This window comes from Segniliparus rotundus DSM 44985 (genome assembly GCF_000092825.1).
Lineage (GTDB): Bacteria > Actinomycetota > Actinomycetes > Mycobacteriales > Mycobacteriaceae > Segniliparus > Segniliparus rotundus.
The window spans coordinates 2050235-2075101 of record NC_014168.1 but is presented as its reverse complement, the minus strand read 5'-3'; the positions used below and the strand labels follow the sequence as shown (position 1 = coordinate 2075101).

Below are 24867 nucleotides of genomic sequence, written 5' to 3'. Positions count from 1 at the left end.
CGCGCAGAGCTGGTCGGGGGTGAGATGGAAACAGCTTCCGAGTGCCGCAATGGCTCCGATGACCATGTCGCTTGAACGTGACACTAGGCACATTGTATGCTGTGCGAATCCATGAGAAACAAGCGAGCGATGACAAGGGAGAGGATGCGAGGCTACTTGCGACGTGCTGCGGCGGTGGCGTTGATGTTCGGCTTGACAGCGTTGAGCCCTCAGGCTTTCGCCGGACCGGAACCAGACCTCGTCCTCGACTGGGCGCCAGACAACCATTGCGAGACGTTCTACGCTCCGATCCGCGTCGTCGACGGTTTCTTGCAGTGGGGGGCCAAGCAGACATGCCGAGGGGCTTCTGTCCACACGCAGTACTTGCGGGTGGAGCTGCACCGCGAGCTGTATCTTTCCGGCGCCTTCTACAACCTCTTCGTCGCCAATAGCCCGCTGGAGCAGCGGTTCGGCAAAACGTCGGTTTTCGATCAGACCAGAAGGTGCAAAAGCGAAGCGGTTCGCACGTATCACATGATGGTCTGGGCTTTCGCCGACGACGACCGGCAGCGGACATACGGCGAGTCGCCGACCGTCGACTTGCCGTGCGAACTATGAGCGAAACGCGGTTCAGCGAGCTAAGGATGCCTGTGGGACAACGCACTGGTAACATTCTGGCCGTGATTGCGCCCACAACTCTCTGTACGCAATACGGCACAGGGTTCGCCAGCAGGGCCGAGCGCCGATGACGACGACGCAACAGGCTGGCCGTCCTTCGATCGTTGAGCGCTTCGTCTCCTATCTTTTCGACACCGTCCTCACCAGTCTGCGCACGCTCGGCCGCTGGTTCATGCTCGCGGCGGACGCCTTCCGCTATCTCGTCGTGGACAGCGTCATGCTGCGCTACCCTCTGAGGGAGACCATCCGCCAGTGCTGGTTCATCACCAGCGTCACGGCGTTGCCGTCGCTCTTGGTCTCGATCCCGTTCGGCGTCATCGTCATGGTCCAGGTCGGCAACATCACCCAGCAGGTCGGCGCTGCCTCGCTCACCGGCGCGGCGGGCGGCCTCGCCGTCATCCGCCAAGGCGCCCCGATCGTCGCCGCGCTCCTGCTCGGCGGGGCGGCCGGTTCGGCCATCGCGGCAGATCTCGGGGCCAGGACTATCCGCGAAGAAATCGACGCGATGCGGGTGATCGGCATCAACCCGACGCAGCGCCTGGTCGCTCCGAGGCTCGCCGCCATGCTCCTGGTCGCTCCGTTGTTGTGCCTGTTCATCGTCTTCATCACCATGGCGGCGGGCTATATTCTCGCGGTGATGTACCAGGATGTGACTCCAGGCAGCTACCTCGGCTCATTGGGGGCGTTCGCAAAGCTTTCGGACGTCTACGTCGCGGTCGGCAAGGCGCTCTTCTTCGGCGTCGTTGTGGTCGTCATCGCGTGCCAGCGCGGGCTCGAGACGAAGTTCGGCCCTCGAGGGGTGGCCGAATCGGTGAACGCCGCCGTGGTGCTGGGCGTGCTCTCCACGTTTGTGTTGAACGTGGTGGCCACGCAGATCATTGGCCTTTTACTTCCGGAACAGGTGATTTGAGATGACTGCTCCTGCCCGGTACTACCCCCCGCTTGTCGCCCCGTTCGTGCGAGGCGTCAAAGCAATCTTCAACGGCCCGCTCAATTTCTTCGAGCAGATGGGCCACGTGCTCACCTTCTTGGGTTTGGTGTTGGGGGCCATTCCGCACACCTTCCGCTCGTACGGGCGCCAGATCCGAGACACCCTCATCGACCTCACCTGGGGCAATGGCCGCATCATCGTCGGCGGTGGGACCTTGTCCGTGCTCGCCGTGCTGGGCTTGTCCATCGGCGGCGTCATCGGCCTTGAGGGGTACAACGCTTTATCCATCATCAACATCGCCCCGTTCACCAGCTTCGTCTCAGCGTATGGCATGACGAGGGAGTTCGGCCCCTTGGCCGCCGCTCTGGGCTTCGCCGCCCAGGCCGGTTGCCGCATCACGGCAGAAATCGGCGCCATGCGGATCGCGGAAGAGATCGACGCGTTGGAGGCCACGGGCATCCGGTCCATCCCCTTCGTCGTCACCACGCGCGTGATCGCCGGGGTCGCCGTCATCCTGCCCGTGTACCTTTTGACCCTCATATTGGGCTACGAAGCCTGCTCGCTGGTGGTGAACGTCCTCCACAGCCAATCCTCCGGCACGTACGACTACAACTTCTCGCACTTCCTCGTCCCGCGTGACGTGGTTTTGTCGCTCATCAAGACCGCTGTTTTCATCGTTGCCGTGGTCATGATCCACGGTTATCAGGGGTACTACGCCTCCGGCGGCCCTGAGGGCGTCGGTCTCGCGTCGGGCCGGGCGATCCGTTCCAGCATCGTCATCGTCACCGTTCTGAACATGTTCTTGACCCTGTTTTTCTGGGGCCGAGACCCTGGCGTGAGGATATCGGGGTAGCGCTATGGCAGTTTTCCAAGATCTCTCTGGTCGGGCCGCGGGGCGGAAAGCCCTGCTGACGCGCGGCGTGATCCTCGTCCTCGTCGTTGTGTTGCTCGGCTTCCTCGCGCAGCAGTACGAAGCCGGCAGGTTCACCAAAACTTTCCGGATCCAGGTCGAGACCACGAACATCGGCGAAGGCTTGAGCGTCGGCGCGGACGTGAAATACCGCGGTTTGATCATTGGCAAGGTGGAGTCCATCGACACTCGCGGCATCACCCACCAGCACATGTGGCTCACGCTCGATGCGAAGCAAGCCCAAGGTCTGCGGGGGATCACCAGCGCGAAATACCAGTCGAGCAACATCTTCGGCGCGCCAGCGATCGAATTGCTGTCGGGCAACAGCACTGTCCCCCTGGAGGAGGGGGCCACCGTGCAAATCGACTCCAGCGGCAAGGTCGCCTCGATCACGAGCGCGTTGCGCCAGATCGCGTCATTGACCACGCTCTTGGGCACAGACAAGGTGCAGCGGCTGCTGCACCTTGTCACGCAGAACGGCGACATCCTCGCCAGCGCCTTGCAAGCGGGCTTCAGCCTGGGCAAGATTTACGCCGACAACCTGCGCAAGCCCGTGATCGACCAGATCAGGGACCTCACCCCGCTCGTGAATGGAGTTTCTTTAGTGGTCGTCCCGGCCCTTGCAGCCATCGACACGATCTACGAAAGCTCGGAATTCCTCTCCGTCCCGGAGAGCCGCGACCGCACTGTCGAGGCGTTGCTCAACCACCGGATCATGATCTTCGACGAGGTCGGAGCCACTTTCGACAACATTAAAAGCCCAGGCGTCGACGCTTTCGGGACGATACTCGACATTGGGCACCCGCTGCTGATGTCGGCAGGTTCCGCAGCTGAGGCCTGGGGCAACCTGGAGACGTTCCTCAACAGAGTGGAGGACGCGATGCCGTCGATCGATGGGAAGGTGAAGCTGCGTTTGGAGGTTCTTCTGCCTGCGTCCCGCGCGATGCCGGAGCCGGACGAGCAAAGCCGGCAGGCCGGCGCGCAACGCCAGCTGACCCCGGAGCAACAGCAGAAAGTCCAAGCGCTGCAGGCCCAGATTCTCGGCAGCGTTCCCAAAGACCAAGTCGCCCATGTCTGGCCGGACCCTCAGGAGCAAGCCCAGGCCCAGCAGCAAGCCCCGCAACAACAAGGGCAGCAGCAGAGTCCGGACCAGAAACAAGGCTCAGGCGATTTCGCTTCGATCCCCGCCAAGCAATCTGAAGGAGGCCCGCGATGAAGGCAGGGTCGGCGCTTCTGAAATTCCTCGCCTTCGCGCTCATCGTGTTCGTGTGCAGTTCGGTTATGTTCCGAATCCTCACGAGCCCGGTCAAGGGCGCGACAGACCGGTTCACCGCCGTGTTCAACGACGTGTCGGGACTGTGGGCGGGCGGCGACGTCCGCATGTCGGGCGTTCTCGTCGGCAAGGTGGAGCGAGTGGAGCCGGTGGTGGACGGAGCGGATCCGGACAACCCCGACCTCGCCCACGCCCATGTCGTCTTCACGTTGGAGCGGAAGTACCCGGTGTATCGGGACTCCCGGTTCGCGGTTCGCTATCAGAACCTTCTCGGGATCAGGTACTTGGAGATCATCCCGCCGGAGGGGCCGGGCAACCAGAGGCTGAAAGACGGATCGGTGATCCGGCTCAACCAGACGATCTCCGCTTTCGACATCTCAACTCTGTTCAACGGGTTGAAACCGATCTTCGACGAGGTCGACCCGGAGAACCTGAACAAATTCAACGAGAACCTCCTGCTCCTGATGCAGGGCGACACCACGAACCTCGGCGAAGTTCTCAGCGAGATCAAAACGCTCTCGCTCTTCGCGCAGAGCCGTGACGAGCTCTTCCGGGCGCTCTTCGACCAAGTCTCGAAGATCAACGAGGTGCTGCCAGGCAAGTCGCGGATGATCCTCGACCTTCTCCAGCAGTTCAGCGGGCTGTTCGGCGCGTTCGCGGACCAGAACGACGTGATCATGAAGACTGTGGACATGACGCTGCGGGCGGAGCACACGTTGATTCCGTTGCTCTCGGAGCTCGAGACGGCGTACGACGAGCTGTACGGCCCAGTGGACGCATTCCTGTTCCGAGTGCTGCCGCAGCTCGGGCCCATCGCGAACATGTTCGCGATCGCGCCGGAGCTCATCCCTGCCCCGTACGAGTCCGCGCAGGTCGGCACCGACCATCAGCCGAGGCTCGCCGGGCTGCTTGTGCACGGCTACCAGGAGAAGACACACGAGGATAACGCCCCTGAGGTCTGCAAGCCGAAGGCAATTGTGAGCCCGCTGGGCTCGACAGTTTTCTCGGGCAACGTGGAGGATTGCGCATGAGCAACGTCGGCAAAGTCCGCAGTGAGGAGTCCGAGCGCCGCTTTCAACTCGTCCTGGGCGTCATCGCCGCGTTCGTCGTCACGGTGATTTTGGCGGGAACCGCGATCGTCTATTTCTTCCCGTACGGAGAGAAGCGATACCAGGTGCGGCAATACGTCTCGGGCGGCCTGAAGTCGGGCGACTCGGTGCGAATGGCGGGCGTCGAAATCGGCCAGGTGCGCAGCGTGGCGCTGGAAGGCGACCACGTTTTGGTCAAGTTCGACATCAACAACGACATCCGGGTGGGCGATCAGTCCTCGACAGAAGTCAAGCTCCTCACACCGATCGGCGGGCATTACCTCGACCTCAAACTCAAGGGCAAAGAGCCTCTCGGCGACAAAACGATCCCTGTCGAGCGCAGCCACAGCCCGTTCGACGAGTTCGGCGACGACAAACCCCAGGATCCGCTCTCAGAGCGCAAGCCCTGGGAGGTCCTGGATGTGGTGGACAAGGCCACCGGGACGATCCAGCAGATCAACGTGGGCAACTTGCACAAGGTTCTCGACATCGTGACGAAAGCTTTGGACAGCCAGCCCGACGTCATCCGAGTCACCATTGACGCGTTCGCGAAAGTCATCGATCTGCTCATTTCCCGGGAAGAACAGCTGCGGCAGGCGGTGAGCGTGGTCCACGAGTACCTCAAAGAGTTCGGCATGGAGAAAGACATGCTCCGCCAGACGCTGCACAATTTCGCGAAAACTGGCGTGGTCTTCTCGAAGATGCAAGACGAATTCCCGGAAATGCTCGATCTGTTCTCGTACTTCATCAAGTTCCTCGCCCGGCCGGTCTTCGCGTTGGAGAACCGCGTGACCAACCCGATCGCCGACATCGAGGATCTGTTGGAGAACCTGCTCCGCCACCCGGAAAACCCCATGGACACCATCAATCAGATCATTGACTCGATCTTCCGGGGCGCAGGCGTGCTCTACGACATGGAGCCGCGCCGGGTCGGCCCGGAGAACCGCAACGCCTGCATCCGGGCCGGACGGGAGGACTGCTGATGAGAAACGTCCGCAACGCGGTGATTCTCGTGCTCGCCGTCGTTCTTCTCGCAGGCCTTGGTTTCGGCGCGAACTGGCTTTTGGCCAAAAAAATCGCCCCCAAGCGGACAATTTGCGCGACCTTCCGGGACGGCTTCGGGCTCTACCCGGGGAACAACGTCTCGCTCCTCGGGGTGGACGTCGGAAAGGTGCTCTCGGTCGAGCCGCAGGGCGACGTGGTCAAAACCATCATCGAACTGCCGAAGGAGCTGGAGCTCCCCGCCGATGTCAAGGCCATCTCCACCGGCAGCTCTGTGGTCGCGGACATGCGTGTGGAGCTCACCAAAGGGTACAAGGACGGCCCGAAATTCACCGGCGAGCATTGTCTTGAGGCGAAGAACGGCGACACGAAGACGCCAGTGCCGCCGAGCCGGACGCTGGAGACCCTTTCCAATTTCATCGACGGGCTGACCGGCAACGCCGACCCGAACCAGTCCGTCGGCCAGATCGCGACGTTGCTGCGCCGGGTGCAGGAGTCGATCGCAGGCAAGGGCCCTGAGATCAACGAGGTCTTCCGCAAGTCGATGCGGCTGTTCAACACCGATGTGTTCCCCGAGCCGCTGCTGGTGGATCTGATCGAGAACCTGGATCTGTTGCTGCGCGAGCTCAACACGACCAACCGCATGGACCTGCTCACCGTGCAAAGCAACATCCAAGGGTTCTTGAAATTCCAGATCAAGTTCAACACCTCCTTCTCGAAGGCCATCTACGCGGACGCTGAAGTCCTCAGCAGCCTGAGCTACTCCGTGCAGCGGATCGAACCCGCGCTCGCCAGGTTCTTGCAACTCCTCATGCCCGCGTTGCACCGGATGCTGAACTTGCTCAATGACAACATCGACTTTTTGGAGCAGATCCCGACTTTGCTGAACAACTGGCAGGCTGTGTTCGACCCCCGTATCGACCCAGGGGCGCAGAGCTTCGGCCCGGCCACGTTGGACCTCGCGGTCTCCAGCGCGAAGGGCACCTGCGAATGGATGAACACGTTCTCGCCGAGGATCGCTCCGATCTGCCCGTTCGACATGGGCATGGGCACGACCATCGACTGGGGATTGGTCCGGCTCGTCCTCGGTGAAGGAGGGTGGCGTTGATGACACGGGTGATGCGATCGCTCTTGATCTTGGTGCTCGGGCTGTCCCTCGGGGCGTGCTCGGCGCTCAACTCGCTCGACCCGGCGAAGATCCCCGTCCCCGGGAACCACATCGTGGGCGGTTACCAGATCAAAGCTGTCTTCAAAAGTGTGCTGAACCTGCCCGACCGGGCCAAAGTCGTGTCCAACGGCGTTCGGGTCGGCTATCTGGAGAGCGTCAGCCTCGACCCGGACACCGGCCATGTGACAACGACATTGCGTCTGATGCAGGGCGCGCAGATCCCGGTGAACGCCTCGGTCCAGATCCGCCAGTCCACCTTGTTCGGCGACACCTTCCTGTCTGTCATATCGCCGCCGGGCGACACGTCCGGCCTCCTGCGCGAGGGCAGCGTCATCGACATCGAGCACACGATGTCCGGCGACCAGGTGGAGGACGTGCTCCAGGGCATTTCGGACCTCGTGACCGGCGGGTCCATCCAGGACATCTACCGGCTCCAGACCAATGCCTTCCACCAGTTCCCGCAGGACCCGGACGAACTCGCGCGGCAGCGCGACGCGCTGTTGAGCACGCTCGCCGACCTCGCCCACAACACCTCGGCGCTCGACGGCCTTTTGCGCAAGTTGCTCGATATCACGACGAATCTGGGCGACCACCGACAAGATCTGAACAAGCTCGCCCTGAACGGGCCGCAACGGCTTTTCGGGCTCAGAGCTGTCATCGACGAGGTCACGAAGTTCTTTATCGCGTTGTCCTACCCGGCGGAAGGCTTGGGCGACACCTTCATCCCTTACGCCCGGGACTTCAACGACATGATCGGGGCTGGCAAAATCTTCACCCGCGAACTCTCCCGGTTCGACCTCACCTTCCCGTACAACCTCGACCGCCTCAAGGGCTTCTTCGCGTACTACCTGTTGCCGTACTGGATGGGCGGAGAAGAGAACATCGAGATCGAGCGATATGTCCCGGATGGCGACCAGCAGGGGGCCACAGGGCCTATCGCGGACAACATCATCAACTCGTTGCGACTACTGGGAGTGCTGCGATGAAATTTGACAGCAAAGTGTCGCTCGTCTTGTTGGTGGTCCTCTCCCTGGTCGGCATGGTCTACCTGGGCGTTGGGGTGATGGGTGTGCGCCCGACGCAGAAATTCGTCCATTTCCAGGTCATGATCCCAACCTCCGGAGGCTTGCTCGACAACTCGCCCGTGCTCATCAACGGCCGGAATGCCGGCCGGGTGCGCGCCATCACCGTGGTGCCGGGCGGCTTGAAGGTCGAAGGAGAGTACGACGCGAAGTACCCGGTCTCCAAGAAGAGCGTCTTGGTGATCGCGAACTTGTCCGTCGCGGGCGAGCAGTACCTCAACTTCATGCAGCCCCCGAACAACGAGGCGCCGTTCTTCCAAGACGGCGCGGTGATCGACGATCCTCGCCAGATCCATGTCTCCGCCACAGTCGGCGACGCGTTGTCGAAGGCCAGCTACATCAGCGGCCAGCTCGACCCCGAAGTCCTCGACGATGTCGCGAACACGGCTGACGAGATCTTCAAAGGGCTCGACCCGGAGTTCGAAGAGCTCCGCGAATTGATCAACCAGGCCGTTCGGCTCAACTACGAGCACGGGGATGAGATCGGGCGCGTCTTCGACAACCTCCAGACAAATCTCGACCTGATCAAACCGCTCGTCGTGCAGCTGCCCGCGGTCGCCGAGGAATTTCAAGCGGTGGTCGGCCCCGCAAAAGCGGAGCTCGAAGCGTTCAAGGTGTTCGGGCAGAAGATGACCCCGGCGAAATGGCAAGCCGCCGAGCGGCTCGTGGGAGTGCTCGACCGGCATCTCGGCAATATCATCGTCGACGGGCATCCGTTGCTGATGGCGCTCAGGCCGATTTCCGCGTACTTCCGCACCACGTACTTCGACCCGGCTTCGACTATGAACGCGCTTTTGAAGATGCTCCCGCAAGACGGGGTGCCTCGTGTGGTGCTCAACATGGCTGGATAATGGAGTGCTCACACACATTGCAAAGACGAATGGCACAAGGCGACTGATATGACAGAACCGAAGGACAACGACACCACTGCCGAAACCCCTCGGCCCAAGCGGCCTGCGGCCAAGCCGGCCAGCGGCAAGTCGGCGAAGGTGAAGCCTTCTTCTCGCGGTGCGTCGCTGCGCAGCAGGCTCGCGCTCGGCGCGGGCGAGCGCAAGACGAAGCGGCCGGGCGGCTCCTCCGCGGCGAAAACCGCCCTCATCGCCCTGTCCTTGATCGGCAACGTCATCGCCTTGAGCGTCATCGGATGGTTCTTGTACGCGAAATCCTTGCCGGGCTCCAACGGCTCGGTCGTCGGGTTGAAGCTGTCCGAGCCAGGGGTCAAACTCCGCACGAAGGAGGAGGAGACCGCGCGGCAGTACGTGAACAACATGATGAACTTCGATTTCCACCACTTGGACTCCTTCAACGCCGCCATGAGCGCAGGCATCTCTGGCGATCTGAAGAAGACGACCGGGCCCGACCAGCTGAACGCCATCAAACAACTTTTCACCACATTGGAAGCCTCTTCGCAATTCCAGATCGTGTCGAGCGATGTGATCGAGGACAAGCCGGACGAGGCCGTCGTCGTCGTCGCGGGGCATCAGACGTTGAACCTTAAAGGGGACAAGGGCCCGCGTTCGATGAGCACGATCATCAAAGTGACCGTGCAGAAAAAAGACCAGTCAGTCTCGGGGCTCGAATCTTTGGACGACCTTCGCAAGAGCCCGCAGGATCAGGCCCCGCCGCTTTTCCCGGGCGGCGGACCGCAGGACGGCCAGGCCAAACCGGCGCCGAAGCCAGGGCAGACCTCACAGCCGCAGGGCCAGTAGGCTCCGTGTGAAAGGCGCCTCGGCCTTGCAGAACGTCGATCCGCAGTACATCTTCGGCGCGGCGCTGTTCTTCGTCGGCGTCCTGGTGCTTGCCCTGATCGTCGTCGCGGCACTCGCCGCTTTGCTCGCGCGCGGCGGACCGGCTTCGTCCGGGCGTTTTCTCGTGCAGCGTGTGGACAGGCCGGACGTGGACCGCTATTTCGCCAAACGGGCGATGTTTTCCACCACGGTCCGTTTGGTGCTGCCTCTCGGCCCGGAAAAGGTGTGGCGAGCACTGATGGCCGACGAGTTCCTCTCGTGGCTCCCGACGGTGCGCGGACACACGTACCGGTCCGATTCGCGCGAAGAGGGCGCGCGCCGCACGCTCCGCACTTTCTTCGTCGCCCTTGAAGAGCAGTTCGTCGTGGTGGAACCGGAAAAGACCTTGGTGTACAGCATCATCGGCTCCTCGTTGCCGGGCCTGCGCGACTTGACCGAGCGGTTCGTCCTGGAACCTGTCGCGGACGGCGGCACGCAGCTCGAGTGGACCACGGGGTTCAGCCTTGTTTTGCTGTGGTGGCTCCCGGTCAGGTGGACCGCGCCATTCGTCCGTCCTTTCCTCAAGCTCGCCCTGAGCGGCCTGCGGCACCGCATTTAACCGGGTTATGCTGGAATGGCCAACGCCGCCGGACCCTCAGGAGCGCATATGACATTTTGCACCAGGCGATCCGCATGAGTCTTGAGCAGCCGCATGCGTCTCGATCAGCAATGAAGACAGGCGAGATCCACGCAGGCGGACAGCGCCTGCGGTACGCGGAGTTCGGATCTGGAAGCCGTGTGGTGGTGCTCGTGCCGCTCTTGCTCGCGTCGCACCGCACGCAGGAGCATTGGGCGCGCGCCCTCGCCGAGCGCGGTTTCCGGGTCATCGCAGTCGATTTGGTCGCGCAGAGCGCGAGCGGTTTCCCCTTGTCGGTCGAGCACTACGACACCGAAGCGCTCGGCAGGCAGTTGCTCACTGCGCTCGACCGGCTGGGGGTGGACCGCGCTGTGCTCGGCGGCACGTCTGTGGGGGCGGGCGTCGTGCTCGAAGCGGCCGCATTGGCGCCGGACCGGGTGGCGGGGCTGCTCCTGGAAGGCCCGATCCTCGAGGACGGCGTCGCGGCGTACGGCTATGTCTCGTCGGTGCTTCTGCTGCTGCTGTCAGCGGGGTGGCCGGCGCTGTGGTGCGTCAAAAAGATCGCGCGGCTCGTCCCCGAGGGCAGATGGGCCACAGCAGACTTCTTCCTGGATGTGCTCACCGCTCCGGCGGCGCGCAGCCGCGCCGTGCTGCACGGGCTCGCGCTCGGCCGGATGGCTCCGCCGAAGCGGGTCCGCACTTCGGTGACCGCTCCGGCGCTCATCATGGTCCTCAAAGCAGACCCGTTCCATCCTGCTTCAGACGCCGGAAGGCTATGCTCGGAACTCGTCGGCGGACAACTGCTCCGCGTCGGGACGATCTTGACGCTCCGTTCGCGGCCAAAGCGGGTGACCCCGGCGATTATTAGTTTTCTCAACGAGGTGTTTGGACAGGTGAACGATGCGAGACTTCTCTAACAAAGTCGTGGTTATCACTGGCGCGGGCTCTGGCATTGGCCGGGCGTTGGCGGTGAACCTCGCCGAGAAGGGCGCTCGTCTCGCGCTCTCCGACGTCAACGAAGTGGGCGTCGTCGACACTGCGAAGCTTTGCCACGCCCGCGGGGCCGAAGCCAAGCATTACCGGCTCGACGTCGCCGACCGGGAAGCTGTTTTCGAGCACGCCGCACAGGTGCGCTCCGACTTCGGCGCGATCAACGTCGTCGTCAACAACGCCGGTGTGGCGGTGATGAGCGGCGTGCTGGAGATGAGCTGGGAGGACTACGACTGGATCACCGGAATCAACCTGAACGGCGTGGTCAACGGGACCAAGGCGTTCCTGCCGCACCTCATTGAGTCGGGCGACGGCCATGTGGTGAACGTGTCGAGCGTCTTCGGATTCGTCGGGGTGCCGACCCAGTCGGCGTACAACCTCACCAAGTTCGGCGTGCGCGGATTCACTGAAGCGCTCCGGCAGGAGATGCTCATCGGGAAGCACCCAGTCGCGGTGAGCTGCGTGCATCCTGGCGGGATCAAAACGAATATTGCCGCAAGCGCGCGTTCCGTCGCGGGCGACGACAGCGCCAAGCGGGGGGAGTTGTTCCACCGTATCGCGCGCACCACGCCGGAAGGCGCGGCCAAGACCATTGTGCGGGGGATGCAACGGCGGTCCCCGAGAATCTTGATCGGCCTTGACGCGTGGGGCCTCGATTTCTTCCCCCGGCTGTTCGGCGCCCGCTACCAGGATCTGGTCGCCTTCTTCGCCGGACCGGTCTTCGCGTTCATGGAAAAGCGGGGCGTGCGGGCCAAGCTTTAGACTTGTCCGATGAGCCTCACTCCATCAGGAGGATTATGGTCCTCTGACCAGGCCAAGCGGGTCGAGCTGCGTCGAATGAAGGCTGTTGCGACCGGTTTCTTCCTTGTGGTGACTGCCGTGTACATCGCGACGCTCTGGCATGGCGCGGTGTGGCCTGGTTCTTTCGTCGGCATTCGCGGATTCGTGCAAGCCGGTTCGGAGGCGGGGATGGTGGGAGCGCTCGCGGACTGGTTCGCGGTCACGGCGATCTTCCGGCATCCGCTGGGGTTGCCCATCCCGCACACTTCGCTCATCAAAAAGAAGAAAGACCAGGTCGGCACACAGCTCGGGGACTTCATCCGGGAGAATTTCCTCACCCCCGACCTCGTTGAGCGCCAGATCAGGGAGGTGGGCGCGCCGCGCAGGCTGGGGGATTGGCTCGCGCTCCCCGCCCACGCGGAGCGCGTCGCCGCCGAGCTGGGGGCGGCCCTGGGCAAGCTTGCGGACTTGCCGAAGGACGAAGACGTGGCGCGCGTCATGCAGACGTGGGTCGTCGACCGCATCAGCGAGCCGGATTGGGCTCCGATCGCCGGAAAACTTCTCTCGGACGTGTTGGAGGAGGGCAGGCACAAAGCGCTCATGGATCTTGTTTTCGAGCGGGCGCACGAGTGGGCTCTCACGAGCGAGCCGATCATTCAGAAGCTTGTGAGCGACGACTCCCCGGGCTGGACCCCCAAGTTTGTCAAAGGCCTCGTCGGCGACAAAATCCACCGCGAATTCGTGGAGTTCACCGCCAGGGTTCGCTACGAGCAAAACCACGGCCTGCGCCGGGCTTTGGAGCGATGGCTCATGGAGGTGGCCGACGACCTCGTGCGCGACCCAGTGATGATCGAACGAGTGGAGAAGATAAAAGCGCAGATCATCTCCCCGCAATCGGTGGAGCATATGTCGCTGCTGCTGTGGACGAAGACCAAGCAGACCCTCAAAGACCCGACTGGCGCGATGCAGGCACGCCTTGCCGAGGCGGCGTTGCGCGTCGGAGTCCGATTGCAGCAGTCGGCGGAACTGCGTGAGCGTTTGGACGATTGGATCGTCGGCACAGCCCGGTACCTCGCGGAGCGCTTCTCCGTGGAGGCGGTGGCGATCATCTCCGAAACGGTCAAACGTTGGGACGTGGACGACGCGAGCCGCAAAATCGAGCTCAACGTTGGCAAGGATCTGCAGTTCATCAGGATCAATGGGACGGTGGTCGGCTCACTGGCGGGCGTGGTGATCCACGCCCTCTCCTTGCTGTCGTTCCGCTAGGCGAACACCGCCGCAGGTTTGGCGGGCTCGGCGCTGTCCCGGAGCAACGAGCGGTGCCAGACGGCCCATCCCCACACCGCGAAGGCAAGGAAGACGACTGTGAGCGCGGCGGTCAGCATGAGCCCTTTGTGGATGTACAAGGGTATGTAGACGAAGTCGATCGCCACCCACAACGGCCACGTCTCAATGTACTTGCGCACCTGCGCCCACATGGCGATGATCGAAAAAACTGAGGTGAACGCGTCGAGGAAAGGCGCGGAGTCGTGCACATGGACGAGCACGGCCCACAGCCACCATGTGCCGACGGCGAGCAGGAGCGCTTGCAGATGCCACTCCCATTGCGGCGTGCGGGTCACTGGCAGCTTGCCTCGCGCCGCTGCGCGGCCGGTGGCCCAATGCCAGAGGCCGATGGCTCCGAGCACCGCGTAGACGAATTGCAGCGACGTGTCCGCGTAGAGCCCTGCCGTGAAAAAAAGGGGGATCCAGACGACGTTGTTGGCGATGGAGAACGGCCAGCACCACGGCGATTCGACAGCGCCGTACCCCGTGCTGCCGACCCCGAGGACGAAACCGATCACCTCGGCCCAGGAGGCGGGCTGGCCGCCGAACGCCCGCAGCGCCGGGCTGTCGAGCCAATGCTTGCAATCGATCAGCCACTGCAGGAAATCAGAGCGGAGCATAGGCAAAGCTTAGCCAGACAGGCGCTCTTTTTCTCAGGTATTCTCAAAAGCATGGTATCGAGATTTGAGAAATACCTCGAAGAAATCGACGAGCGCAACGCGGATATCGCAGCGGACGACGAGCCCCAGGAAGAAGAGCACCGGGAGAGCGGCAACTTCGTGGCGGATCTCAAAGAGGGCATCAGGATGATGAAGGCCGGGGAGAAGATGGTCCGAAGCGCTGCGGAGAAGGCGGTGGGAAGCGGTATCACCTGGGGCCAGATTGGTGGTCTGCTCGGGCTTCCCGGCGAGGTGGCCCGTCAGCGCTACGGCCACACGCCGAACCCAGGCAATGTCGCCCTCGGCAGCGGCATCCCCGACGCCTACAAGATGTGAGCGCCCCCCGAAACGGCGAGCCGGCTCCGCGGACTGCGTCGGAATCTTGCGCAGACCCGGAGGATTGGCGCGCAGCGGAGGGGTCGCCGCATGATCGCGATCTGGAACGCGAGCGGCCTCCGCACTGGAGTTGAGCCGCACCGGGGTCGCGCGAGAAGCGCCCAAAGCCACGTCCTTGCGCCTGCGGGTTCGGGCGCTGTATCGGAGTTCAGCAGAGACCTCGCACCTTGCGAGTCGGTCACCGCCCAAGATCTGGTGTGGGCACATGCCTCTGAAGGAAGTCGACGTAATCCTCGACAGCCTCGTCGAAAGCGGAGCCGTTGTAGATCTCGAAATGGCCGAAGGGGTAGCGGCGAATGGTCGCTTGGGGGGCTTGGCGGGCGAAGCGCAGGGTCGGTCCCGCAGGCGCGACAGTGTCTCGTTCGCAGATCGCGAACAGGATCGGGGCAGTGACCTTCGAAGCCAGCCGCCCAGGAGCCCACAGCGGAATGGCCGCCCCTGTGCGCGCGGAGACCGCGTTGGCGAATGCGAGCCCCTCGGGCACGATCCCGAGATAGCCGTCCAGCGCGTCGGGGGCGTTCATCAACGCGGCCGTGCCGGTCGGCCCGACGAGAGGGACAAGGACTGGGGGTTTGCGCCGTGCTGCGGCGAGCAGATCTGCGGCCGCGCGGGCCGCCACCTTGATGGAGCCGGGAGGGCGCACCTTGGCCAGGGACGCCAATCCGAAGGTGAAGGGGCACTGGGCGATCACGGCGGCGAGGGAATGGTCTTTGGCGGCGAGCTCGATCACATGCCCGCCGCCGAAAGAAGTGCCGAAGACAGCGACGTGGCGCGGATCGGCTCCTGGAACGCTGCGCGCGTATCGGACGGCGGCCTGCCAGTCCTCTTGCTGGCGTCGGATTGAGAGCAGTTGCCTCGGCTCGCCGTCGGACTCGCCGAAATGCCGGTAGTCGAAGGTCATAGCAAGGTATCCGGCTTGTGCGAAGCGCCGGGCGTAGGCGGACAGCCGCATCTGGCGCACTGCGCCGAGGCCATGCCCGAGGACGACGACAGGGCGCGGCGGGATGAACGCGTCGGGCCCGTCGGGGCGGAACAACGAACCCGCGCACGAGCCTTGCCGAGAGGTGAAGACGATGTCTGTTTCGCTGACTGAGCGCATGGCTTGTTATTCCTCCTTGCTTGCCGATGTTGCCGTTGCGCGCTTCGCGCGTGCTCGGATGATTTCTTTGACGAGGAAGTAGAGGAGCAGCGCGGCCACGAGAACGGTGACGATGTTGGAGACTTGGCTCAGGTACTTCTCGACATGTTGCCCGATCGTGAAGCCCAGGAGGACCACCGCCACGGCCCACACGAAGCCGCCTGCCGCGTTCGCGGGCGCGTAGACCCGAAGGCGCATACCCGACATGCCTGCCAGTCCGGGGACGAAAGCGCGCAGGGCGGCGGCCCAGCGCCCGAAGAACACCGTGAGCGCGCCCCGTCGGCGCAGCGCGGCTTTCGCCCTGTCGATGTGGTCGGGCTTCACAATCCGTTTCGGCAATTTTTCCAGGAGCGAGTGGCCCCAGCGCTTGCCCACCTCAAAGCCCACGAAGTCGCCGATGACCGCGCCGAGGACCCCAGCGACGATCACCGCCCAGAGCGGCAGTTGGCCCTTGCTAGCGCCGATTGCGGCGAGGAGGAGGACGATTTCGCCGGGCACCACCACGCCAAGGAACACGGAAGCCTCAAGCGCTGGCAAGAGGAAGGCCATGACGAGCAACGCCCACGGCGGCATGCCCTGGAGCGTTGCAACGATCATATGAATGATGTGCCCGACCATGGGCATGAGTCTACGGTCTGCCGGACGGCGGCTTCGATCCCGTCTCCGCACACCTGCCCGGGGAGCCCTCAGGAGAGCACACGGCGCTTAGAAGCCTGTGTCGTCCGTCTGTTTCGACAGTTCGACGGGCTGCGGGACGTCCCAGAAGAGAGAAGGCGCGAATCTCTCCACCGAACCGACGTAGAAGCCGAGTTCCAGGATGGAGCCCCGATCAGCCATGAAACGGATTTTCCCCGTGATCCGGTCGCCAGCTTTGATGTTTTTCAGCATCACGGGCAACGAGTCGCCTGCCCCGGAATACTCGGGCAGGTAGTACTGGAAGGGCTGGTCGCCGTAGAAAGCTCGGAAGGTGAACGAGCCGGGGAGGTAGATTTCGGGATGGTCGCCGGAGATCACATGCACGGCGATCTGCGCCTCCCACAGCTTGCCGCCAGTGGGGGTGGTGATGAACCCTGCGACTGGCGCGCAGCTGAGGGCGGCGACTTCGACGCGCACGCCGAACGCGGTGAACGCGACGCCATAGCCGAGAGGGCGGTGCCCGTTGTCCTCAGGCGCGGCTTCGTCCTCCCCGGTTCCTTCGCCGCCATCGCCTTGATCAGGCTCGTCGTCCGGATCTGCTGGCGCGAATGCCGCGGGCAGGGCCAGGAGCGCGAGGGGGGCGAGGGCAAGCCCCCGAAGGGCGGCGCGGCGTTCGAGCATGTGGCGATTTTAGTCCCGCGCGTCGGCGAGGGCGTTGAGGGCGTCGAAAAAGCGCCCCTCGACGTGGACGGCGATCTCGCCGCGCGCGTTGTGCGTGGTGAGTTGCTGGTAGACGCCGTCTTGCCAGTAGAACACTTCGGGGCTGATCGGTTTCGCGGCTTGTTCGTGCCACTCGTCTGCGAGATGGGCCAGGATGTTCAGCGATGTCGCGGTCTCAGCCGCGTTGCGCGGCAGGTGCAGCAGCAGGATTTGTTGGAAGGGAATGGCGAACACGACGCCGTGCTCGGCACTGCGGCCGCTGAGCAAAGCGGGGAAGTCGAGCGCTTTTGCCGCTGTGAACAAGGAATCTCCCCGAAGCACCTCGACCTGGGCGTCGTCTTGTTCCAACACGTCATGGTTTTGCACAGGCTCTGCGGCGGTGTTCTGCAGACCTGCGGCCCACACCGCGTCGTGGTCGCGGTCTTTGAGGTGAAGATCGCCCAGGGTGATCACCGCGTGCGGCAAATCATGGCACAGCACGACGAGCGGAGACGTTTCGGGGCGGTCGGGGACGAGCCTGCGGGCGTAGCCGTGCGCCTGCGCGACCTCGTCGAATGCTTCGGGCCCGACGATTCGTGCCCGCGTCACATCGAGGAACTCCTGTTCGCAGAGTCCGGCTGAGCCCAGCGCGCTCGGCGCGGCCATGGCGCGCGCGTAATGGGCGGCGACTGCCGGCCATTCGGAGCGCTCGACATAAGAGCAGGCGAGGGCCACGTCCTCCAAGAGGAACTGTCCCCCGTCGTCGAGCACCAGCGAGTCCGGCGCGATTCGCACCGCGCGTTTGCCCATTTCGGCGAGGGCTTCCACGGCTATCGACCGGATTTCGTCGAGGTCTGCCTCGTCCAGCTGCCGGGGAAGCCCGGCTCCTGTTTCGCCTGTGTCCACAGAGCGAGCCTACTTGGGCTCTATGCTCATCAGGCATGAGCCATCCTGAAGAAATTGGCCCGAGCACTCGTTGCGTCCGCGCGACGGGCAGTCCTTGCGATCCGGGCCAGCCGCTGTCGCCGAGCCCGGTGCTCACTTCGACCTACCACGCCCTGCCGCTCGGGGAAGCCGGGGATTTTTACGGCCGCAACAGCAACCCGACCTGGCGGGTTCTTGAAAGGGCTCTCGCCGAGTTGGAACATGCCGACGCGGCGTTGGTCTTCCCCACCGGCATGGGGGCGATCACCGCGGTGCTGCGCGCGCTCTCCGGCGGCGGCACAGTCCTCGTCCCGGCGGACGGCTATTACCAGACGCGGGTCTATGCGGCCGAGCGGCTCGCCGCGTATGGGATCCAGGTCCGCAGTGAGCGTTGCGAGGCGTTCACGGAAGCGGTCCGATCTTTGGCGCGCGCCCCGCAGCCCAGTGTGGTCTTCGCCGAGACCCCGGTCAATCCCACACTCGATGTGCTCGATCTGCGCGCAACGGCGACTGCGGCCCGCGAGGCAGAGGCAATGTTCGTCGTGGACAACACGGCGGCGACGCCGTTCGGCCAGACCCCGCTCGATTTTGGGGCGGACCTCGTTGTCGCAGCCGCGACGAAAGGCCTGTGCGGCCATAGCGACATCACGCTCGGCTACATCGCGACGAATCGGGCCGATCTCGCCGAGGCGATTGCGCTGGAGCGGACGGTCTCTGGTGTCACAACAGGGCCCTTTGAAGCATGGCTCGCGCACCGGAGCCTGGCGACTGCGGCGTTGCGTTTTCAGCGGCAATGCGCCAACGCGCAGGCGGTGGCCGAATTTTTGAATGGAAAACCGCAGGTTCGATCAGTGCGTTACCCAGGTTTGGCTTCCGACCCCTCGCATGCTCTCGCGGCGCGGCAGATGAAAGGGTTCGGCAGTTTGGTCTCTGTCACGTTCGAGGACATGGGCACAGCTCAGCGGTTTCTCGCCCGAAGCGAACTCTTCGCCGAGGCGACGAGTTTCGGAGGCGTGCACAGCACAGCGGACCGGCGGGCGCGGTGGGGAGACGCGGTGCCGGAGGGGTTCTTGCGCCTCTCGATCGGCATCGAGGACGAGAGGGACTTGCTCGCCGATCTTCAGCGCGCGCTGGCGTGACAGCGCATTAGGTGCATTCCAGGCCGGTGTTCTCGGGGTCGAGCTCCGGGTTGTACCCTAGTTCTCCGCGCGTGACCGGGAAGTGGCCAGCCATTTTCGCCTCGTTGCAGTTGCGCCACCCGTTGAGGGGCAGGAGGTCTCCGAACGGCCCCCTCACCCACACGGTCCCGCCGACGGCAGGGGACTTTTGTGTTTGTCCCGAAGCGGCTTCAGCGGAAGGCTGCGGGTCGCTGTCGTCCGCCGAAGCCAGTGAGGCCGTGGGGATGCAGAGCGCGCCTGCGACACCGAGCAAATATGCCACCCATGCCGTTTTCCTCATGCCATCTACCTCAATCTGTCGTCGGCCTGCGCCGCGCTGTGTGTTGTATACATCATGTTATCAAAAGATGTGATGTAAATCAAATATTACGAAGGGTGTGGATCTCCCGTGTCGCGCGGTGGTGATTTCCGTTGCGGCGCCGGTCAGCCGTCGATGCATTCGAAGCCGCTGCCCGCGGGGTCGAGCGCCGGATTGTAGCCCGGTTGGCCGCGCTTGACGTAGATCACGCCGTTGGCGGCGGCTTCGGCGCAGCTGCGCCATCCATCGCTTGGATAGGGCGAGCCGTCGGAAAGGCGGTTCCACTGCGTCGGCCCGGAGGGGGCGTCCTCGTCGGCGGCGGCCGTCGGGGCGAAGAAGGCGACCGCGGCCACTGCGGCGATCAATGCGGCGCCCGGTGCTTTCGACAGTATCGATGCCATGCTGCAAATCTCTTTCTTCTCAAAATTATGGTGTGTGTCACTGAGTGGTGTGTATCAATACTACAAGAAATGTGAACTAGCGCAAAAGAAAAATTTCGGATTTCTGACAGCGGGCCCGCCGCCGTATCATGGGCAAGGCAGACGGGAACAGGCACAGGAGACGAACAGGTTGACTCAGGCGAGCGCCCAAACGAGGCCGTTGCGCGCATGGCAGCGGCGTGCGCTGGCGAAGTACCTGAGCTCGGCCCCGACGGATTTCCTCGCGGTGGCGACCCCCGGCTCGGGGAAAACGACGTTCGGCCTGCGAATCGCCGCCGAACTTCTCGCCGACCGGACGGTGGACCAGGTCACTGTGGTGACTCCGACAGAGCACCTCAAACATCAGTGGGCTGCCTCCGCCGAGGCGGCCGGGCTGCTGCTCGACTCGCGCTTCTCGAACGCGGTCGGCGCGACTTCCAGCGACAACCACGGTGTTGTGGTGACCTACGCGCAGGTGGCAGCGCATCCCGCGCGCCACAGGGTGCGCACCGAACGCCGGCGCACACTGGTGCTGCTCGACGAGGTCCACCACGCTGGCGATGCGAAATCATGGGGCGAAGCCACGCGCGAGGCGTTCGAGGGGGCCGAGCGCCGGGTGGCATTGACGGGAACCCCGTTCCGCAGCGACGACAATCCCATTCCTTTTGTCCGATATGAGCCGGTCGGAGACGGATCGCTCATGAGCCGCTCCGACCACCACTACGGTTATGCGCAGGCATTGGCCGACGGGGTGGTCCGCCCTGTCGTGTTCCTCGCGTACTCCGGCGAGGCGCGTTGGCGCTCGAACGCTGGCGACGAGTACGCCGCCCGCCTGGGCGACCCCCTCACCAGGGAGCACACTGCCCGCGCCTGGCGCACTGCCTTGGACCCGCACGGCGACTGGATCCCCGCGGTCTTCGCCGCCGCGCATCGGCGCCTTGAGCACAAACGCGCGTCCGGCATGCCGGACGCGGGCGGGCTTGTGATCGCGACCGACCAGGACAAAGCGCGCGCATACGCGGTGCGGCTGCGTGAGATCACCGGAGAGGCGCCGACAGTGGTCGTCTCCGACGATCCGAGCGCCTCCGCGAAGATCGCCGAGTTCTCCAAGGGCACGTCGAAGTGGCTGGTGGCGGTTCGGATGGTGTCGGAAGGCGTGGACGTCCCACGCCTGTGCGTCGGCGTGTACGCGACAAGCTCGGCGACGCCGCTCTATTTCGCGCAGGCCGTGGGCCGTTTCGTCCGAGCCCGCCGGCCTGGGGAGACGGCAAGCGTCTTCCTCCCTTCTGTGCCGGTGCTTTTAGGCCTTGCGAGCGAATTGGAAGCCCAGCGCGACCATGTGCTGGGCGCCCCCAAGCGGCACGAGGAAGGCTGGGAGGACGAGCTTCTCTCGGAAGCGAACCGCACGCAGTCCACCGCGGACCTGCCGCCGGAGGCGTTCGAGGCGCTCGGCGCGCAAGCCGAGTTGGACCAAGTGATTTACGATGGGAACTCGTTCGGGACGGCCACGTTCGCGGGTTCGGACGAGGAGGCGGACTACTTGGGCTTGCCGGGGCTCTTGGACGCGGAACAGATGCGCGCCCTGTTGAGCAAGCGGCAAGAGGAGCAGCTTGCCCGGCGTTCGCAGGTCGTTGTGGCCCCGGAACCGGCCCGGCTTGCGGGCGGCGACGGGAAATCGCTCGCCGATCTGCGTCGAGAGCTCAACGCCCTCGTCGCCGCGTACCACCACCGCACGGGCAAACCCCATGGCGTCGTGCACACAGAGCTGCGGGCGAAACTCGGCGGGCCCGCAGTCGCGGCGGCTTCCGCGCATCAGCTCAAGGAGCGTATCGAACTGCTGCGCACATGGGCTCGGTCGGGATAACCCGAGTCACCTCCACTGGCCGCGCAATGCAGCGGCGATGGCCTCCCAGCCCTTTTCCGGCTCGATGGCGTGCAGCAGCATCGCGGCCGCCCAGGCCAGTGGTGTCAGCCCGCTGGTCTGGGCGTCGTGGAACACCGCGTTGGCGCGCACCTGGGCTGCGCCTCCACCTTGGGCGAGGAAGTGCGCGGCGGCGAGCACCAGCTGCGACTTGACCCGATGGCGCAGGCTCGGGCAGAGCCGCGCGAGGCCGTGATTCTCCTGGGCTGAGCGGAGCGCGCCGTCGAAGTCGCCAGTGGCCATCGCCGTTTCGGCAGTCACCCAGTGCCAGCGCATTTGTGCCCGCCAGCCGAATGCTGCCCTGGCGGCTTGGTCGACGAGCGCTGCGACGTCCGCCAAGGCCGTCTGGGCTGTGTGGAAACTTCCCAGGCCGAGATGATCGGCCGCGATCCCCGTCGCCGCGTCGCAGCGGGCGAGCGCGAGCTCGGGGCTTTCCGAACGGCTCTGCTGTGGCAGAAGGGCGAGCGCGTGCGTGTCGAGCTCCAAAGCTCGCGCGTGCTCGCCTTGTTGGCGGAGCATGGACGCGTCCAGGCTCAGAGCTGTGGATCGCAGTTCGACAGGGTGGTTCCTCTTGCGGAGCGGTTTGCTGTTTTCCGCAGCCTCGGTGTAAGAGCCCCGCCCTGCCAGTGCCACGGCGCGAAGCCAGCGTTCATACGGGGTTTTTGCCATCGGCAACGGGTGCAGGCCTGGTTGACCGCCAAAAGCGGCATCGGCAAGAGCGCAGTTTACTAGGGATTTAACCAATGAAATTTTTTCGAAGAATTTCCTGTTATCAAGGAGTTTTTCTCCTATCAACAGGGTGAACCAGGGTGAAACTATGTGAAAGACCACTCTTCGAGGTCTTGACGGCGCTGCCGTCGCCTCGTACCGTAGCTCCCACACAACGAGGTGGTCAAGGCCGGTTCCGTTCGGAGGGCGAAGATGCTCCGTGTGTTCTGGTCAAAGGTAAGGCTGACAAGAATCAGAAATTGAGGAGCACCATCACGATGTCGATTCCACACCTCCCTGGTCCGAACGCGGATCTTTGGGATTGGCAGATCAAGGGCGTCTGTCGCGGCATGGACTCGTCGATCTTCTTCCATCCTGAGGGTGAGCGCGGTCGCGCGCGCAGGCAGCGGGAGAACAAGGCGAAAGAGTTCTGCAGGCAATGCCCGGTCGTCATGCAATGCCGCGAGCATGCGATCCGCGTCGGCGAGCCGTACGGCATTTGGGGCGGACTGTCCGAGTCCGAGCGAATTGTCGCCATGGAGAAGCGCCGACGCAGGCTCGCGAGCTAGCAAAAGCGCGAGCGAGCAAAGAAAAAGAAGGAGGGCGGCCGGAGTACTCCGGCCGCCCTCCTTCTTCGCTCTCGCTGCGACTTAGTGGGCGTGGCCGTGATGGCCTGCGCCGTCTTCTTTCGCCGGCTTCTCGATAATGGCGGTTTCGGTGGTGAACACCATGCGAGCCACGGAGGCCGCGTTCACCACTGCCGAGCGGGTGACCTTCACCGGGTCGATAATCCCGGCTTCGAGAAGGTTCTCGTAGGTCAGATTCGCGGCGTTGAAGCCGATCTCCGGGCTCCCGCTCACCTTGTCCACCACGACAGCGCCGTCCTGGCCCGCGTTGGTCGCGATCCAGTGCAGCGGAGCTTTGATCGCCTTGGCGAGGGCGAGCACCCCGGTCGCCTCGTCGCCGGAAAGGCTCGCGGCGAGAGCGGGAAGGCCCGCGCCAGCATGCACGAGCGCAGTTCCCCCGCCAGGGACGACGCCTTCTTCCACAGCGGCTTTCGCAGCGGACACGGCGTCCTCGACGCGGTGCTTGCGCTCCTTGACCTCGGTCTCGGTGGCAGCGCCAACCTTGATGACCGCGACACCGCCAGCGAGCTTGGCAAGGCGTTCCTGGAGTTTTTCGCGGTCCCAGTCCGAGTCGGTGTTCTCGATCTCCTGGCGGATCTGAGCGATTCGGCTCTGCACCTGCTCGCCCGAGCCCGCGCCATCGACGATTGTGGTCTCGTCTTTGGTCACGACGACACGGCGGGCGGAGCCGAGCACCTCAAGGCCGACTTCGCGCAAGGCGAGACCGACCTCGGGATTGACGACCTGGGCGCCGGTGGCCACCGCGAGATCCTCAAGGAACGACTTGCGCCGGTCGCCGAAGTACGGAGCCTTCACGGCAACGACGTGCAGTGTCTTGCGCAGAGCGTTGACCACAAGCGTGGACAGGGCCTCGCCCTCGACGTCCTCTGCGACGACGAGGAGGGGCTTGCCCGCCTCGGCGATTTTCTCCAAGAGCGGAAGCAGGTCGGGCAGCGAGCTGATCTTGTCCCGGTGCAACAGCACGGAGGCGTTTTCCAGGACCGCTTCTTGCTCGTCCTGATCGGTGATGAAGTAGGGGGAGAGGAAGCCCTTGTCGAAACGGACGCCCTCGGTCACCACGAGTTCGGTCTCAAGCGTTCCCGACTCTTCGACGGTCACCACGCCGTCCTTGCCGACTTTGGTCAGCGCTTCGCCGACGAGCTGGCCGATGCGCTCGTCACGCGAGGAGACGGTGGCGATCTGGGCGATGTGCTCCTCGCTGTCGACCGGGGTGGCGAGCTTCACAAGCGCTTCGCTCACCTCGTCGGCCCCTTTGGCGACGCCAGAGCCGAGCGAGATCGGGTTCGCGCCTGCGGCGACGTTGCGCAAGCCCTCGCGAATGAGGGCTTGGGCGAGCACGGTCGCCGTGGTGGTGCCGTCGCCAGCGACGTCGTTGGTCTTGGTGGCGACAGACTTCACGAGCTGCGCGCCGAGGTTCTCGAAGGGGTCTTCGAGGTCGATGTCGCGGGCGATGGTCACGCCGTCGTTGGTGACGGTCGGCCCGCCGTAGGCCTTGGCGAGCACGACGTGCCTGCCGCGGGGGCCGAGGGTTACTTTCACAGTGTTGGCGAGCCGGTCCACGCCGCGCTCAAGCGCGCGCCGGGCCGTCTCGTCGTATTCGATGAGTTTTGCCATGGTGCAAGTCCTAAAAGAGAAAACCTACGGAAAAGAAAAAAGGGGCAGAAATGAAAGCT

The 24867-nt window shown here is 64.0% G+C and carries 27 protein-coding genes; 18 read left to right on the top strand and 9 right to left on the bottom strand.

The window, feature by feature from the left end; all coding sequences use genetic code 11:
• The first annotated feature begins 111 nt into the window (after positions 1-111).
• The 14 genes from SROT_RS10245 to SROT_RS10180 all read left to right on the top strand — a co-directional run bounded on the left by SROT_RS10245 (position 112) and on the right by SROT_RS10180 (position 13511).
• Positions 112-597 (top strand): hypothetical protein, encoded by a 486-nt coding sequence (locus tag SROT_RS10245; protein ID WP_245535284.1) that lies wholly within the window; start codon positions 112-114, stop codon positions 595-597.
• Positions 598-724: 127 nt separating this feature from the next.
• On the top strand, positions 725-1567 hold the full coding sequence (locus tag SROT_RS10240; protein WP_013138959.1) for an MlaE family ABC transporter permease: 843 nt from the start codon (positions 725-727) through the stop codon (positions 1565-1567).
• A 1-nt stretch (position 1568) separates the two neighbouring features.
• A complete protein-coding gene (locus tag SROT_RS10235; RefSeq protein ID WP_013138958.1) occupies positions 1569-2441 on the top strand; it encodes an MlaE family ABC transporter permease in 873 nt (290 codons plus the stop codon).
• Positions 2442-2445: 4 nt separating this feature from the next.
• A complete protein-coding gene (locus SROT_RS10230; RefSeq protein WP_013138957.1) occupies positions 2446-3714 on the top strand; it encodes an MlaD family protein in 1269 nt (422 codons plus the stop codon).
• Entirely contained in the window at positions 3711-4802 is a 1092-nt protein-coding gene (locus SROT_RS15690) for an MlaD family protein (RefSeq protein ID WP_013138956.1), read from the top strand. Before SROT_RS10230 ends, SROT_RS15690 begins: the two co-directional genes overlap by 4 nt.
• Positions 4799-5842, top strand: coding sequence for an MlaD family protein (locus tag SROT_RS10220; protein ID WP_013138955.1), 1044 nt, complete (start codon positions 4799-4801; stop codon positions 5840-5842). The genes SROT_RS15690 and SROT_RS10220 overlap by 4 nt, the downstream gene beginning before the upstream one ends.
• Positions 5842-6969, top strand: a complete 1128-nt coding sequence (locus SROT_RS10215) for an MlaD family protein (protein WP_013138954.1) — start codon at positions 5842-5844, stop codon at positions 6967-6969. The genes SROT_RS10220 and SROT_RS10215 overlap by 1 nt, the downstream gene beginning before the upstream one ends.
• A complete protein-coding gene (locus SROT_RS10210; protein WP_013138953.1) occupies positions 6969-8015 on the top strand; it encodes an MlaD family protein in 1047 nt (348 codons plus the stop codon). Before SROT_RS10215 ends, SROT_RS10210 begins: the two co-directional genes overlap by 1 nt.
• Complete coding sequence (locus SROT_RS10205) at positions 8012-8962, top strand: MlaD family protein (protein WP_013138952.1); 951 nt, start codon at positions 8012-8014, stop codon at positions 8960-8962. Before SROT_RS10210 ends, SROT_RS10205 begins: the two co-directional genes overlap by 4 nt.
• 48 nt (positions 8963-9010) lie before the next feature.
• On the top strand, positions 9011-9820 hold the full coding sequence (locus tag SROT_RS10200) for a hypothetical protein (RefSeq protein ID WP_013138951.1): 810 nt from the start codon (positions 9011-9013) through the stop codon (positions 9818-9820).
• Between the two features lie 7 nt (positions 9821-9827).
• Complete coding sequence (locus tag SROT_RS10195) at positions 9828-10457, top strand: SRPBCC family protein (RefSeq protein WP_013138950.1); 630 nt, start codon at positions 9828-9830, stop codon at positions 10455-10457.
• A 110-nt stretch (positions 10458-10567) separates the two neighbouring features.
• Positions 10568-11392 carry an alpha/beta fold hydrolase gene (locus tag SROT_RS10190; RefSeq protein WP_013138949.1) on the top strand — a complete coding sequence of 275 codons (825 nt, stop codon included), beginning with the start codon at positions 10568-10570 and terminating at the stop codon, positions 11390-11392.
• On the top strand, positions 11376-12227 hold the full coding sequence (locus SROT_RS10185) for an SDR family NAD(P)-dependent oxidoreductase (RefSeq protein WP_013138948.1): 852 nt from the start codon (positions 11376-11378) through the stop codon (positions 12225-12227). The genes SROT_RS10190 and SROT_RS10185 overlap by 17 nt, the downstream gene beginning before the upstream one ends.
• A gap of 9 nt (positions 12228-12236) precedes the next feature.
• A complete protein-coding gene (locus SROT_RS10180) occupies positions 12237-13511 on the top strand; it encodes a DUF445 domain-containing protein (protein ID WP_013138947.1) in 1275 nt (424 codons plus the stop codon).
• Here the strand turns inward: SROT_RS10180 and pnuC are convergent.
• Positions 13508-14191, bottom strand: a complete 684-nt coding sequence (gene pnuC, locus SROT_RS10175; RefSeq protein WP_013138946.1) for a nicotinamide riboside transporter PnuC — start codon at positions 14189-14191, stop codon at positions 13508-13510. The two genes, SROT_RS10180 and pnuC, sit on opposite strands and share 4 nt — an antisense overlap.
• Before the next feature lie 51 nt (positions 14192-14242).
• On the opposite strand from pnuC, the gene SROT_RS10170 reads away from it, so the two are divergent.
• Positions 14243-14566 (top strand): hypothetical protein, encoded by a 324-nt coding sequence (locus tag SROT_RS10170; protein ID WP_013138945.1) that lies wholly within the window; start codon positions 14243-14245, stop codon positions 14564-14566.
• 238 nt (positions 14567-14804) lie between these two features.
• On the opposite strand, the gene SROT_RS10165 is transcribed toward SROT_RS10170, so the two are convergent.
• The 4 genes from SROT_RS10165 to SROT_RS10150 form a co-directional block, all read right to left on the bottom strand.
• Positions 14805-15725 carry an alpha/beta hydrolase gene (locus tag SROT_RS10165; protein ID WP_013138944.1) on the bottom strand — a complete coding sequence of 307 codons (921 nt, stop codon included), beginning with the start codon at positions 15723-15725 and terminating at the stop codon, positions 14805-14807.
• Positions 15726-15731: 6 nt separating this feature from the next.
• The gene (locus SROT_RS10160; RefSeq protein WP_041407179.1) at positions 15732-16382 is read right to left on the bottom strand and encodes a DedA family protein; all 651 of its coding nucleotides are present in this window, start codon (positions 16380-16382) and stop codon (positions 15732-15734) included.
• An 87-nt stretch (positions 16383-16469) separates the two neighbouring features.
• On the bottom strand, positions 16470-17081 hold the full coding sequence (locus SROT_RS10155; RefSeq protein WP_013138942.1) for a hypothetical protein: 612 nt from the start codon (positions 17079-17081) through the stop codon (positions 16470-16472).
• A gap of 9 nt (positions 17082-17090) precedes the next feature.
• Positions 17091-18005 (bottom strand): hypothetical protein, encoded by a 915-nt coding sequence (locus SROT_RS10150; RefSeq protein WP_013138941.1) that lies wholly within the window; start codon positions 18003-18005, stop codon positions 17091-17093.
• A gap of 35 nt (positions 18006-18040) precedes the next feature.
• Between SROT_RS10150 and SROT_RS10145 the strand changes: the two genes are divergently transcribed.
• The gene (locus SROT_RS10145) at positions 18041-19162 is read left to right on the top strand and encodes a cystathionine gamma-lyase (protein ID WP_013138940.1); all 1122 of its coding nucleotides are present in this window, start codon (positions 18041-18043) and stop codon (positions 19160-19162) included.
• Positions 19163-19169: 7 nt separating this feature from the next.
• On the opposite strand, the gene SROT_RS10140 is transcribed toward SROT_RS10145, so the two are convergent.
• Positions 19170-19481: an excalibur calcium-binding domain-containing protein gene (locus SROT_RS10140; protein ID WP_013138939.1), complete on the bottom strand. Its 312-nt coding sequence runs from the start codon at positions 19479-19481 to the stop codon at positions 19170-19172.
• A gap of 143 nt (positions 19482-19624) precedes the next feature.
• A complete protein-coding gene (locus SROT_RS10135; RefSeq protein ID WP_013138938.1) occupies positions 19625-19900 on the bottom strand; it encodes an excalibur calcium-binding domain-containing protein in 276 nt (91 codons plus the stop codon).
• On the opposite strand from SROT_RS10135, the gene SROT_RS10130 reads away from it, so the two are divergent.
• Positions 19899-21782: a DEAD/DEAH box helicase gene (locus SROT_RS10130; RefSeq protein WP_425358185.1), complete on the top strand. Its 1884-nt coding sequence runs from the start codon at positions 19899-19901 to the stop codon at positions 21780-21782. The genes SROT_RS10135 and SROT_RS10130 overlap by 2 nt on opposite strands.
• 6 nt (positions 21783-21788) lie before the next feature.
• Here SROT_RS10130 and SROT_RS10125 read toward each other — a convergent pair whose 3' ends face one another.
• Entirely contained in the window at positions 21789-22508 is a 720-nt protein-coding gene (locus SROT_RS10125) for a hypothetical protein (RefSeq protein WP_148223416.1), read from the bottom strand.
• Between the two features lie 317 nt (positions 22509-22825).
• Between SROT_RS10125 and SROT_RS10120 the strand changes: the two genes are divergently transcribed.
• Positions 22826-23116, top strand: a complete 291-nt coding sequence (locus tag SROT_RS10120) for a WhiB family transcriptional regulator (protein ID WP_013138935.1) — start codon at positions 22826-22828, stop codon at positions 23114-23116.
• Positions 23117-23197: 81 nt separating this feature from the next.
• Here SROT_RS10120 and groL read toward each other — a convergent pair whose 3' ends face one another.
• Positions 23198-24808 carry a chaperonin GroEL gene (gene groL / locus SROT_RS10115; protein WP_013138934.1) on the bottom strand — a complete coding sequence of 537 codons (1611 nt, stop codon included), beginning with the start codon at positions 24806-24808 and terminating at the stop codon, positions 23198-23200.
• Between the last annotated feature and the right edge of the window lie 59 nt (positions 24809-24867).

Excerpts from the sequence above, each read along its gene's own strand:
- SROT_RS10245 (WP_245535284.1), top strand. The coding sequence starts at position 112 with ATGAGAAACAAGCGAGCGATGACAAGGGAGAGGATGCGAGGCTACTTG.
- SROT_RS10240 (WP_013138959.1), top strand. The coding sequence starts at position 725 with ATGACGACGACGCAACAGGCTGGCCGTCCTTCGATCGTTGAGCGCTTC.
- SROT_RS10235 (WP_013138958.1), top strand. The coding sequence starts at position 1,569 with ATGACTGCTCCTGCCCGGTACTACCCCCCGCTTGTCGCCCCGTTCGTG.
- SROT_RS10230 (WP_013138957.1), top strand. The coding sequence starts at position 2,446 with ATGGCAGTTTTCCAAGATCTCTCTGGTCGGGCCGCGGGGCGGAAAGCC.
- SROT_RS15690 (WP_013138956.1), top strand. The coding sequence starts at position 3,711 with ATGAAGGCAGGGTCGGCGCTTCTGAAATTCCTCGCCTTCGCGCTCATC.
- SROT_RS10220 (WP_013138955.1), top strand. The coding sequence starts at position 4,799 with ATGAGCAACGTCGGCAAAGTCCGCAGTGAGGAGTCCGAGCGCCGCTTT.
- SROT_RS10215 (WP_013138954.1), top strand. The coding sequence starts at position 5,842 with ATGAGAAACGTCCGCAACGCGGTGATTCTCGTGCTCGCCGTCGTTCTT.
- SROT_RS10210 (WP_013138953.1), top strand. The coding sequence starts at position 6,969 with ATGACACGGGTGATGCGATCGCTCTTGATCTTGGTGCTCGGGCTGTCC.
- SROT_RS10205 (WP_013138952.1), top strand. The coding sequence starts at position 8,012 with ATGAAATTTGACAGCAAAGTGTCGCTCGTCTTGTTGGTGGTCCTCTCC.
- SROT_RS10200 (WP_013138951.1), top strand. The coding sequence starts at position 9,011 with ATGACAGAACCGAAGGACAACGACACCACTGCCGAAACCCCTCGGCCC.
- SROT_RS10190 (WP_013138949.1), top strand. The coding sequence starts at position 10,568 with ATGAAGACAGGCGAGATCCACGCAGGCGGACAGCGCCTGCGGTACGCG.
- SROT_RS10185 (WP_013138948.1), top strand. The coding sequence starts at position 11,376 with ATGCGAGACTTCTCTAACAAAGTCGTGGTTATCACTGGCGCGGGCTCT.
- SROT_RS10180 (WP_013138947.1), top strand. The coding sequence starts at position 12,237 with ATGAGCCTCACTCCATCAGGAGGATTATGGTCCTCTGACCAGGCCAAG.
- pnuC (WP_013138946.1), bottom strand. The coding sequence starts at position 14,191 with ATGCTCCGCTCTGATTTCCTGCAGTGGCTGATCGATTGCAAGCATTGG.
- SROT_RS10170 (WP_013138945.1), top strand. The coding sequence starts at position 14,243 with ATGGTATCGAGATTTGAGAAATACCTCGAAGAAATCGACGAGCGCAAC.
- SROT_RS10165 (WP_013138944.1), bottom strand. The coding sequence starts at position 15,725 with ATGCGCTCAGTCAGCGAAACAGACATCGTCTTCACCTCTCGGCAAGGC.
- SROT_RS10160 (WP_041407179.1), bottom strand. The coding sequence starts at position 16,382 with ATGGTCGGGCACATCATTCATATGATCGTTGCAACGCTCCAGGGCATG.
- SROT_RS10155 (WP_013138942.1), bottom strand. The coding sequence starts at position 17,081 with ATGCTCGAACGCCGCGCCGCCCTTCGGGGGCTTGCCCTCGCCCCCCTC.
- SROT_RS10145 (WP_013138940.1), top strand. The coding sequence starts at position 18,041 with ATGAGCCATCCTGAAGAAATTGGCCCGAGCACTCGTTGCGTCCGCGCG.
- SROT_RS10140 (WP_013138939.1), bottom strand. The coding sequence starts at position 19,481 with ATGAGGAAAACGGCATGGGTGGCATATTTGCTCGGTGTCGCAGGCGCG.
- SROT_RS10130 (WP_425358185.1), top strand. The coding sequence starts at position 19,899 with ATGCTGCAAATCTCTTTCTTCTCAAAATTATGGTGTGTGTCACTGAGT.
- SROT_RS10135 (WP_013138938.1), bottom strand. The coding sequence starts at position 19,900 with ATGGCATCGATACTGTCGAAAGCACCGGGCGCCGCATTGATCGCCGCA.
- SROT_RS10125 (WP_148223416.1), bottom strand. The coding sequence starts at position 22,508 with ATGGCAAAAACCCCGTATGAACGCTGGCTTCGCGCCGTGGCACTGGCA.
- SROT_RS10120 (WP_013138935.1), top strand. The coding sequence starts at position 22,826 with ATGTCGATTCCACACCTCCCTGGTCCGAACGCGGATCTTTGGGATTGG.
- groL (WP_013138934.1), bottom strand. The coding sequence starts at position 24,808 with ATGGCAAAACTCATCGAATACGACGAGACGGCCCGGCGCGCGCTTGAG.